General features: G+C 74.6%; 10 protein-coding genes. 5 read left to right on the forward strand and 5 right to left on the reverse strand.

Features of this window, described 5'->3' with window-relative positions; all coding sequences use genetic code 11:
- Positions 1–251: 251 nt before the first annotated feature.
- A complete protein-coding gene (locus ABD317_RS28165; protein WP_344293254.1) occupies positions 252–863 on the reverse strand; it encodes a Repetin in 612 nt (203 codons plus the stop codon).
- A 285-nt stretch (positions 864–1148) separates the two neighbouring features.
- On the opposite strand from ABD317_RS28165, the gene ABD317_RS28170 reads away from it, so the two are divergent.
- Positions 1149–2558: a VWA domain-containing protein gene (locus ABD317_RS28170; protein ID WP_344293256.1), complete on the forward strand. Its 1410-nt coding sequence runs from the start codon at positions 1149–1151 to the stop codon at positions 2556–2558.
- Positions 2559–2601: 43 nt separating this feature from the next.
- Here ABD317_RS28170 and ABD317_RS28175 read toward each other — a convergent pair whose 3' ends face one another.
- Together ABD317_RS28175 and ABD317_RS28180 are read right to left on the reverse strand one after the other, a co-directional pair.
- The gene (locus tag ABD317_RS28175) at positions 2602–3450 is read right to left on the reverse strand and encodes an alpha/beta fold hydrolase (protein WP_344293258.1); all 849 of its coding nucleotides are present in this window, start codon (positions 3448–3450) and stop codon (positions 2602–2604) included.
- 177 nt (positions 3451–3627) lie between these two features.
- Positions 3628–4104 (reverse strand): MarR family winged helix-turn-helix transcriptional regulator, encoded by a 477-nt coding sequence (locus ABD317_RS28180; RefSeq protein ID WP_344293260.1) that lies wholly within the window; start codon positions 4102–4104, stop codon positions 3628–3630.
- Between the two features lie 66 nt (positions 4105–4170).
- On the opposite strand from ABD317_RS28180, the gene ABD317_RS28185 reads away from it, so the two are divergent.
- On the forward strand, positions 4171–4548 hold the full coding sequence (locus ABD317_RS28185) for a cupin domain-containing protein (protein ID WP_344293262.1): 378 nt from the start codon (positions 4171–4173) through the stop codon (positions 4546–4548).
- On the opposite strand, the gene ABD317_RS28190 is transcribed toward ABD317_RS28185, so the two are convergent.
- The gene (locus ABD317_RS28190) at positions 4505–5905 is read right to left on the reverse strand and encodes an MFS transporter (protein ID WP_344293264.1); all 1401 of its coding nucleotides are present in this window, start codon (positions 5903–5905) and stop codon (positions 4505–4507) included. The genes ABD317_RS28185 and ABD317_RS28190 overlap by 44 nt on opposite strands.
- 241 nt (positions 5906–6146) lie before the next feature.
- Here ABD317_RS28190 and ABD317_RS28195 point away from each other — a divergent pair, with 241 nt between their 5' ends.
- From ABD317_RS28195 to ABD317_RS28205, 3 genes are all read left to right on the forward strand, one after another.
- Entirely contained in the window at positions 6147–6614 is a 468-nt protein-coding gene (locus ABD317_RS28195) for a MarR family transcriptional regulator (protein WP_027752866.1), read from the forward strand.
- 125 nt (positions 6615–6739) lie between these two features.
- A complete protein-coding gene (locus tag ABD317_RS28200) occupies positions 6740–7192 on the forward strand; it encodes a GNAT family N-acetyltransferase (RefSeq protein ID WP_344293266.1) in 453 nt (150 codons plus the stop codon).
- A gap of 131 nt (positions 7193–7323) precedes the next feature.
- Positions 7324–8478, forward strand: coding sequence for a winged helix DNA-binding domain-containing protein (locus ABD317_RS28205; RefSeq protein ID WP_344293268.1), 1155 nt, complete (start codon positions 7324–7326; stop codon positions 8476–8478).
- Positions 8479–8539: 61 nt separating this feature from the next.
- Here the strand turns inward: ABD317_RS28205 and ABD317_RS28210 are convergent, their stop codons facing one another.
- Positions 8540–9916, reverse strand: a complete 1377-nt coding sequence (locus tag ABD317_RS28210) for a serine hydrolase domain-containing protein (RefSeq protein ID WP_344293270.1) — start codon at positions 9914–9916, stop codon at positions 8540–8542.
- Positions 9917–9990: the final 74 nt, after the last annotated feature.

Raw genomic sequence — 9990 nt, forward strand, 5'->3', positions numbered from 1 at the left:
CGTCGCCGCGGCGATGACCGCGGCGTTCACGGGGGCGATGCTCGACCGCGGGGTGGGGTCGGTGTGGCTGGAGTACTCGGGTGCGGGCTCCCGCCAGGTCTACACCCGCGTCGGCTACCGCCCCGGGGGCACCCGTCTGTACGTCTCGCTGCCGGCGCGGGCGGTGTCGGACTGACCCGGGGCCCGGGCTGCTTACCGTCGCTCGGACGATCACCCCCGCCCCGCGGTGCGGGGCGGGGCGGGGGTGCGGATCAGAGTTCCGGGTGCCAGGGCAGGACCCGGTAGTCGCCGGTGCCGGGCTTGACCTTCTCGAACGGTGCCGAGCTGACGCACGGCGCCAGGTCCTTGTCCTCCAGAGGGCTGCCGGTGCCGGCCCAGCTGTAGCCGAGGCGGTCGCGGTGGCCCTTGTCGTGGACGGTGACGCCGATGCGCAGGCCCTTCGCGCCGGGGAGGTCGGTGTCGGTGATGGTGCCGGAGACGACGGCCACCTTGCCGCCGGTGACGAGGCAGTCGACCTCGGCCTCGGCCCAGGCGCCCTCGCCGTCGAGGTAGTGGCTGAAGCGGAAGGTGCCCGTGGCCTTGCGGGGGTTGTCGTTGTGCTCGGCGGCGAGCCGGGCGTCGAAGGAGAACGTGATGTCGTCGCCGAGGGACCGGGTGAGCTTCGCGGTGCCGGTCAGCGCGGCGGCGTCGCGGTCGCGGTCGTGGTCGCGGTCGGCGGCGGCGTGGGCGCCGTTGCCGCGGTTGTCACCGTCGCTGCTGTTGCCGCCGTCGGCGGTCGCGGCGGCGGTGCCGGCGGTGGCCGTCGCGAGCACGGCGGCGGTGACGGCGACGGTGCGGACGCGGTTGCTGCGTACGTAGCGCAAGATGACTGCTCCTCACTGGCTGCGGTCCCGGGTGCTCCGGGTGTCAGCAGCTTCGCCCGCGGCGGGTGCGCGCCACGTCAGCCCGCGGCGGCAAACGCCGTACGTCTCCGGTCTGTACCGCCGCCCGGCGCGGCTCCCTCCGCGGCATGACACGATGTACCTGACCAGGCAGGTCTCCCGGCCGGCCGCGGAACCACGCCGGGCCTCGGGAGTCCGCCGGGGAGCCAGGGCGCGCCGCGTTCCGCCGCGGCCGCCGCACGACCGCAGCGGAGGGGGACCGTTTCCATGGCCGGTGGATCGCTCAGCAAAGGGGCCAACCTGCCCGTCGACGCTTCCGCGGTACGCGCCGAACTCAGCTGGTCCGAGGGCACCGGCGTCCCCGACGTCGACGCCTCGGCGCTGCTGCTCACCGCGGCCGGACGGGTCCGCGACGACGGCGACTTCGTCTTCTACAACCAGCCGCAGCACACCTCCCAGGCGGTCACGCACCGCGGCAAGCGGAGTGAGGGCGGCCGGTTCACCGACTCCGTCGAGGTGCTGCTGGGCTCTCTGGAACCGGCCGTCGAGCGGGTCGTGCTGTGCGCCTCGGCCGACGGCGGCACGTTCGGCCAGGTGCCCGGGCTGACGCTGCGGCTGCTGGACGCCGGTACGGGCGGCGAGCTGGCCCGCTTCGACATGGAGGCGACGACGGAGACGGCGTTCGTCGGCGGCGAGCTGTATCTGCGCAACGGCCGCTGGAAGTTCCGCGCGGTGGGCCAGGGCTACGCCTCCGGGCTGGCCGGTCTGGCCACCGACTTCGGTATCACGGTCGACGACGCGCCCCCTGCCCCTGCCCCTGCCCCGGCCGCGGCGGCTGCCCCGGCTCCCCCGCCCGCGCCGCCCGCCCCCGGTCCCGTACCCGCCGACGCGCCACCCGCCCCCGCCGCTCCGCGCCTCGTCAAGGGCGAGGAGCAACTGCCCGTCGACATGCGCAAGCGGCTGTCGCTGCGCAAGGAGCAGGTGGCCGTCAGCCTCCGCAAGCACGGGGCCACCGACCTCTCCGCCCGCGTCATCCTGGTCCTGGACGCCTCCGGCTCCATGACCCACCTGTACGCCAAACGCGTCGTCGCCGACGTCGTCGAGCGCATGGCCGCGGTCGCCGCGCAGCTGGACGACGACGGCTCGATGCAGGCGTGGACGTTCGCCTCCCATCCGGCCCGGCTTCCGGACCTGGAGCTGGGGGACCTGCCCGAGTGGCTGCGACTGCACGTGCGGGTCGGTCAGCTCGCCCTCTTCCGGCCGCGCAAGAAGCGCAAGGGGCTGGAGGACGGCCAGGTCGACATGCGGCTGGTCGGCATCCAGAACGAGGAGCAGAAGGTCATCGCCGAAGTCCGCGCCTACGTCCGCGAGAACCCGGCTCCCGTTCCCACGCTCGTGCTGTTCTTCTCCGACGGCGGCGTCTACCGCAACGCCGAGATCGAGCACGAGCTGCGCCAGGCGGTCGAGGAGCCGATCTTCTGGCAGTTCGTGGGGTTGGGGAGGTCCGACTACGGCGTGCTTGAGCGGTTCGACACCCTCACCGGGCGCCGCGTCGACAACGTCGGGTTCTTCGCCGTCGACGACATCAGCGAGCTGCCCGACGCGCAGCTCTACGACCGCCTTCTCTCCGAGTTCCCCGGCTGGATAACCGCCGCCCGCCGCGAGCGCATCCTCTGACCGACCCTCCGGCCGCCTGACCCTCCGGCCGCCCGGCCGCCCGTCAGCCCGCGGCTGCTTCCGTGTGCGCGACGAGCGCGGACACGACGGTGTCCCACAGCTCCGGGGGCGGCATCTGGTGCCCCATCCCGGGCAGCGGCACCAGGGTCGCCCCGGGGATCTCGCGGGCCAGCGCCTCCCCGTGGGCGTAGGGGAACAGCGGGTCTTCGGTGCCGTGGAGCACGAGGGTCGGCGCGGTGATGTCGCCGAGGGACGTGGTGTCCGGCTCCTCGCCCTCGCCGAGCAGCCAGTGGTTGGCGGCCGCGGCGGGAACGGGGCTGCGGTCGAAGGCGCGGCCGGCGATGCGGCGTACGCGCTGCTCGTCGACGGGGAGGGAGCCGGCGAAGGTGTGCTCTCCGGCGAGGAAGTAGGCGATGACCGACTCGCGGTCCGACCAGTCGGGCCCGGGCTGCGGCTCCGCGAACTTCCGCGCCAGCTCCTCGCTCATCGGCGGCAGCTCGGGGCGGCCGGGCCCGCCCGGCGTCGCGGGGGTCGTGGCGATCAGCGTCAGCGAAGCGACCCGGTCGGGGTGCCGCGCGGCGACGACCTGCGAGATTCCGCCGCCCATCGAGATGCCCACGAGGTGCGCGGGGCCGAGGCCGAGCGCGTCGGGCAGCCGGACCACGTCGGTGAGCATGTCCTCGCCGCTGTACGTGGGCGCCCCGACGGGGAACGTCGTGGACCGGCCCGTGTCGCGCGTATCGAAGCGGACCACGTACCGCCCGGCGGCGGCGAGGCGTGCGCAGAAGCCGTCCTCCCACCAGTCCATCGACGCCTCCGCGCCCCCGACCAGCAGGATCGGCGGATCAGTCGCCGCGCCGAACGCCTGGGTGCAGATCTCGACGTCCCCCACCCGGACCGATCGCTCGGGCGCGGGCCGGACTTCTGTCGTGTCGTTGATGGCTCGTCTCCCTCATCCGTCGCGGCCCGGCTCCCCGGGTCGGAGGAGTGCCGTACCGGGCCGCCTCCGGGGAGGGTCACCAGGTTACGGGGGCGCCGGGGCGGGGGCGCCGCCGCGCGCGGGGCCGGGTCACCAGACGGGGCGGAGCGGGGGGAGGTCGTCGCCGGCGAGGGCGTGGGTGAGGCGGAGGAGTTCGGCGCGGAGGAGGGCGGTGTCGGCGCCGGTGCGGCGGGCGAGTTCGGCTTCCAGGTCGTGCAGGGCGCGCCCCGCGATGTCGAGGTGGCGGCGGGCGACGTCGGTGAGGACGACGAGCTTGCGGCGGCCGCCGGCCGGGTGGGCGGTGCGGCAGACGTAGCCGCGGCGCTCCAGGTCGTCGACGAGCTGGCCGGCGGCCTGTTTGGTGACGCCGAGCCGGGAGGCCAGTTCGCTGCTGGTGGCGCCGTCGCGGCCGAGGATCTGGAAGGTCATGCCGTGCACCGGCCGCAGGTCGGGGTAGCCGGCCGCGGCCACGCGCTCGTTGAACTCGGTCAGGACGAGTTGGAAGGCCATGCCGAGCAGGAACAGCAGCTCGGGTGTCGGCGGCGGGCTGTCGTCGTCGCGGGTCACGGGAACATCTTGACACGAGTGGGTAAAGCTCCTTTACTCAACCCATCGAGTAAAGGAGCTTTACATATGAAGGTCATCACTCCCACCCCCGACCGCACCGTCACCACCCCGAACGCCGCCATGGAGTCCCTCGCCACCCCCTCCCGGGGCAGCACCGCGCTCAGCACCTGGCGGGTGCGGATGGCGGCCGGCCGCTCCGGCCCCGTGCACGCCGTCGACCGCGAGCAGGTCTGGATGGTCGTCTCCGGCTCCCTCACCGTGACCAGCGACGGCCGCACCGAGCCCGCCGCCGCCGGGCAGGCGGTGCTGCTCCCGCCCGACGTGCCGCGGCGGCTCGGTGCGGCCGAGGGCGGAGGCGATGTCGAGGCGCTGGTGGCGATGGCGGCCGGGGGCGGGGCCGTCACCGAGGACGGGGAGCGGCACCGCCTGCCGTGGGCGGAGTAGCGGACACCGGTACGTCGGCGGGGGTGGCGGCGAGCGGTACGTCGGCGAGCGGTACGTCGGCGGGGGCGTTGGCGCTGCCCGCCACCCGCAGTGTCCGCGAGGCGGCCGCCACGCCGGCGGGACCGCCCGCGCGGCGCTCCAGGGCCGCGGCGAGGACCGCGAGGGTCAGGCCGGAGGCGGCGAGGGCGGCGCCGACCCAGTTGGGGGCGGTGTAGCCGAGGCCGGCGGAGATGGCCAGGCCGCCGAGCCAGGCGGCGAGCGCGTTGCCGAGGTTGAACGCGCCGACGTTGACGGCGGAGGCGAGGGTGGGTGCGGCGGCGGCCTGGTCCAGCACGCGCTTCTGCAGCGGCGGCACGGTCGCGAAGCCGAAGAACCCGACGAGGAAGATGGTCACGGCCGCCGCCGGCTTGCTGTGCGCGGTGAGCGTGAACAGCGCCAGCGTCGCGGTCAGGGCGCTGAGCGCGACGTACAGCATGGGCATCAGGGCGCGGTCGGCGAAGCGCCCGCCGACCAGGTTGCCGCCGACCATGCCGAGGCCGAAGAGGGCGAGGAGCCAGGTGACGGAGCTGTCGGCGTAGCCGGTGACCTCGGTCGTCATCGGCGCGATGTAGGTGATGGCGGCGAAGACCCCGCCGAAGCCGAGGACGGTCATGGCCATGGCCAGCAGCACTTGGACGTTGAGGAACGCGGCCAGTTCGCGCCTGAGGTCCGTGCCGCCGGCGGCGGACGCGGGCTGCCGGGTCTCCCCGGGTGCCCCGGGTGCCCCGGATTCCGCGGGCGCCCCGGGTTCCGCGGCAGCCTCCGGTTCCCGGGGCAGGTCCGGTACGAGCCTGGCCACGCCGGCCAGGCCGACCACCCCGATCGCCGCGACCGCGAGGAACGTGGCCCGCCAGCCGACGGTCTGGCCGAGGAGCGTGCCGCCGGGGACGCCCACGACATTGGCCACGGTCAGCCCCGTGAACATCATGGCGATGGCCCCGGCCCGCTTGTCCTTCGCGACCAGCCCGGCGGCGACGACCGCGCCGATGCCGAAGAACGCGCCGTGCGCGAGCGAGGCGACGATGCGGCCGGCGAGCATGACGCCGAAGGCGGGCGCGAGCGCGGAGATGACGTTGCCGGCGACGAACAGGCCCATGAGGGCCATCAGCATCCGCTTGCGCGGGACGCGGGTGCCGAGGGCGGTGAGCAGCGGGGCGCCGCCGAAGACGCCGAGGGCGTAGCCGGTGGTGAGCCAGCCGGCGGCCGGGACGGAGACGGAGAACTCGTCGGCCACCTCGGGCAGCAGGCCCATGACGACGAACTCCGTGGTGCCGATCCCGAAGGCGCCGATGGCCAGCGCGAGCAGCGCGAGAGGCATGCGGGGACTCCTGCGGTGGATGCGGGGACAGCCTTTTACCAGGCGCTCACAATAATTGCGCACGCCGATCCTTGCAAGAGCGGGCTATTGCGGAGGTGGAGTAAACTCGAACGCAGGACGGCGAACGACGCACGCACCGCACGTACGTGCGTATACGCGCACGGCACTGCAACAGCACTGCAACAGCACTGCAACCGCACAGCACGGCACAGCACTGCACTCACGGGACGCGGAGGCGCTCATGGCGGCCACAGCCGAGCAGTTGGACGAACTGGCCCGGGGCTGGACGGCCCTGGCATCCCTGCACGCCCGCATCGAGACCCATGTGGAGCGCACGCTGCAGCGCGCGCACCGGCTGAGCGCCCGCGAATACTCCGTACTGGACGCCCTCAGCCGCCAGGACGACTTCCACCTGCGCATGAACCAGCTCGCCGACACCGTCGTCCTCAGCCAGAGCGCCACCACCCGGCTCGTGACCCGCCTCGAAGACCGCGGCCTGCTCAGCCGCTACCTCTGCCCCGACGACCGCCGCGGCATCTACACCGAGGTCACCGAGGCCGGCCGGCGCCTCCTCGCGGAGGCCAGGCCCGGCTACGAGACCGCGCTGCGCGCCGCGCTGGACGAGGCCGCGAAGCGGCCGGAGCTGGCGCCGCTGGTGGCGGCGGTGGAGACGCTGGAAGCCCCGCCGGCGGGGGCGTACGCACCGTAGGGCTGCACGCGGGGGGTCGTAGGAAGGCGCACCGGGCGCAGAGGCACTGGCAGGGGGTGTGTGCGCCGCGGGGAGGGCGCGTACGGTACGAGCGCGCGCCCACGGCCGCACGTAGGGTCGGCGGCATGAGCGACCTGGAAATACGGCGTGCGACGGCCGCCGACGTCCCCGCGATCGTGGCGATGCTCGCCGACGACCCGCTGGGCGCCGCCCGCGAGACCCCCGACGACCCCGCCCCGTACGAGCGGGCCTTCGCATGGATCGACGCCGACCCCGGCCAGCACCTCGCCGTCGCCGAACGCGACGGCCGCATCGTCGGCACCCTCCAGCTCACCTTCATCCCCGGGCTGTCGCTGCGCGGCACGACCCGCGCGCTCATCGAGGCCGTGCGCGTGCACCGCGACCTGCGCGGGAGCGGGCTGGGGTCGCAGCTCATCGAGTGGGCGGTCGAGGAGGCGCGGCGGCGTGGGTGCGGGATGGTGCAGCTGACGTCCAACGCGACGCGCACGGACGCGCACCGCTTCTACGAGCGGCTGGGGTTCGCGGCGTCGCACGTGGGCTTCAAGCGGACGCTGTAGCGCGGGCGCCCGCGCCGGGCCGCCCATCTCTCTTGCGTGAAGTATCCCTGGTCAGAGAGGTTTCAGCGGGGCGGGTCGGGAGTTATCCACAGGCCTGAGCGGGCCGGCGCGAGCTTCGGCATACTGCCACTATGCAGATCACCACCGAGCAGCGACGAGCCCGGATCGGCGTGCGGCACGCGCTGGCGCCGGCCGCCCGCGCGGCCTCGCCCGTCGAGGCGGCGGACGCGGTCGTCGCGCTGCACGCGACGGACGCGGCGACCGTGTTCCTCTCCGCCTGCGCGCGCCTGCGGGAGCCCGGCGTCACGCCCGTCGAGCGCGCGCTCTACGAGGACGTGTCGCTGGTGAAGCTGCTGTCCATGCGCCGCACGCTCTTCGCGGTCAGCCGCGGACTGGCCCCCGTGGTCGACGCGTCGGCGGCCCGCGCCATCGCGGCGCGCGAGCGCGCCACGTTCCTCAAGCACCTCAAGGACTGGAACGGCCTGGACGAGGCGTGGCTGCGGCGCGCCGAGGCCGCCGCGCTGGCCGTGCTCGAAGCTAAGGGGGAGGCGACCGGCAGCGAGATATCCGCCGCCGAGCCGCTGCTGCGCACGAAGATCACGGTCTTCCCCGGCACCCGGCAGGAGGCGCAGCAGGGCGTGGCCACGCGCGTGCTGCGGATGCTGGCCTGCGACGGCCACATACGGCGCGGGCATCCGCGCGGCTCGTGGACGTCGAGCCAGTTCCGGTGGGCGCCGGGCGAGGACTTCGGCGGCATGGACGTCGCCGGGGCGCAGACGGAGCTGACCAGACGCTGGCTGTACGCGTACGGGCCGGCCACCGAAGCGGACCTCGTGTGGTGGACCGGCTGGACGAAGACCGCCGCGCGCAAGGCGCTGGCCGCGACCGGCGCGGTGCCGGTGGAACTGGACGAGGGCGCGGGGTACGTGCTCCCGGACGACACCGGGCCGGTCGCGGAGCCGGAGCCGTGGGCGGCGCTGCTGCCCGCGCTCGACCCGACACCGATGGGCTGGAAGGAGCGCGGCTGGTACCTCGACGCCGGCTACCGCACGGCGCTGTTCGACGGCAGTGGCAACGTGGGGCCGACGGTGTGGTGGAACGGAGAGGTCGTCGGCGGCTGGGCGCAACGGCAGGACGGAGAGGTGGTGTGGCGGATGCTGACGGACGCGGGCGGCGAGGCGGAACGCGCGGTGGCCGCGGAGGCCGAGCGGCTGGCGGCGTGGGCGGGCGACGCCCGAATAACGCCGAGGTTCCGCACGCCGCTGGAGAAGGAGCTGGTGGCGTAGGGGGTGCAGGACCGCGGTCGGGGCCCCACCGGCGGCCCGGGAGCGGTGCCGGGGCGGGTGCTCACGTCCAGCCGCGGGTGCCGCCCGGGACCGGGGCGTCCGGGTCGTACGGCTCGCGGGTGAAGACGAAGGTGCCCAGGTCGAGGTGCGAGACCTCGCCGTCCGCCGACCGCTCCACCCGCAGCGTCTCGCCGGCGCAGTAGCCGTCGACCGCCGTCCACGTGCCGTTCGCCTCCGGGCGGAGCAGTGACGCATAGCCGGCGCCGGCCAGCGGGCTCAGGTCCAGCCAGCGGTTCTCCCGCAACCGCAGCACGTGCGGGTTCGCGCCCCAGTACCACGGTCCCGTCAGCGCGAGCAGCTCCGGGTCCACCGCGTCCGCGGCCAGCGGGCGCCACGGCTCGGGGATGCGCGGCTCGTGCCGCAGCACGGTGCCGATCAGGTCGGCGGCGAGCCCGGCAACGGACGCGCCGGACGTGACGTTGGTGAGCGCGACCGCGCTCACGCCCGCGTCGACGTCGGAGAGGAGGCAGGAGAGGAACCCCGGCATGGAACCGGTGTGGCCGGCGAGCAGCGTGCCGTCGCGGCGGATCAGCTGCATCCCGAGCCCGTACGCGACGTCCCAGGACGCGGCCTCGGGCGCCACCGCGGGGGTGCGCATCTCCGCCAGCGTCTCGGCGGAGAGCACCCGGTCGTCGCCGTGCACGAGGAAGGCCGCGAACCGGGCCAGGTCGCCGACCGTGGACCACAGCTGGCCCGCGGGGCCCATCCGGCCGGTGTCGTGGAGCGGCTCGGGCTGCATGACGTCGGCCCACGGGTGGACGGCGAAGCCGCCGGCGTGCGGGGCCCGGGGCAGCAGCGTCGTACGCCGCAGCTCCAGCGGCTCCAGCAACTCGCGCTGCAGCACCTCGCCCCACGGTGCGCCGCGGAGCGCCTCGACGAGCGCGCCGAGGTAGGCGAAGCCGGGGTTGGAGTAGTGGTGGCGGCGGCCCGCCGGGTGGCGGGCGGGGTCGACGTCGAAGAGTTCGCCGAGGTCGGGGCGGAGCGTGCCCGGGGTCCGCTCCCACCAGGGGCCGCGGGGCTCGGCCCCGATGCCGGAACTGTGCGAGAGGAGTTGGGCGATGGTCGCCGCGGGAGCCTGAGTGCCGGGGAGGTGTTTTCCCAGCGGATCGGCGAGGTCGATGAGCCCTTCGTCGCGCAGCCGGAGCACCAGCACGGCGACGAACGTCTTGGTGATCGAGCCGATGCGGTACTGGGTGTCGGTCGTCGGCTCGTGCCCGTCGACCATCGAGCGGGCGCCGGACCAGACGGTCTCCCCGTCCCGTACGACGGCCGCGACGAGGGAGGGCGTGCGGCCCTCGCGCTGCGCGACCGCGAGCCGGTGGCGCAGGGCCCGTGCGGTGGCGGGGAGCAGGGCGACGGCGTCGTCATACGGCGGCATGCGGCGCAGCCTAACCGCGGGCTGCGGCGCGGCGCACCGGGGTTTCGGTGCCGTGGCCGCCGCCGCCGTGGCCG

Origin of the sequence: Streptomyces synnematoformans, assembly GCF_039531005.1 — a bacterium.
Taxonomy (GTDB): domain Bacteria; phylum Actinomycetota; class Actinomycetes; order Streptomycetales; family Streptomycetaceae; genus Streptomyces; species Streptomyces synnematoformans.

Bases quoted from the DNA above. Each gene is read 5' to 3' on its own strand.
- ABD317_RS28190 (WP_344293264.1), bottom strand. From the start codon at position 5,905: ATGCCTCTCGCGCTGCTCGCGCTGGCCATCGGCGCCTTCGGGATCGGC.
- ABD317_RS28210 (WP_344293270.1), bottom strand. From the start codon at position 9,916: ATGCCGCCGTATGACGACGCCGTCGCCCTGCTCCCCGCCACCGCACGG.
- ABD317_RS28200 (WP_344293266.1), top strand. From the start codon at position 6,740: ATGAGCGACCTGGAAATACGGCGTGCGACGGCCGCCGACGTCCCCGCG.
- ABD317_RS28170 (WP_344293256.1), top strand. From the start codon at position 1,149: ATGGCCGGTGGATCGCTCAGCAAAGGGGCCAACCTGCCCGTCGACGCT.
- ABD317_RS28195 (WP_027752866.1), top strand. From the start codon at position 6,147: ATGGCGGCCACAGCCGAGCAGTTGGACGAACTGGCCCGGGGCTGGACG.
- ABD317_RS28185 (WP_344293262.1), top strand. From the start codon at position 4,171: ATGAAGGTCATCACTCCCACCCCCGACCGCACCGTCACCACCCCGAAC.
- ABD317_RS28205 (WP_344293268.1), top strand. From the start codon at position 7,324: ATGCAGATCACCACCGAGCAGCGACGAGCCCGGATCGGCGTGCGGCAC.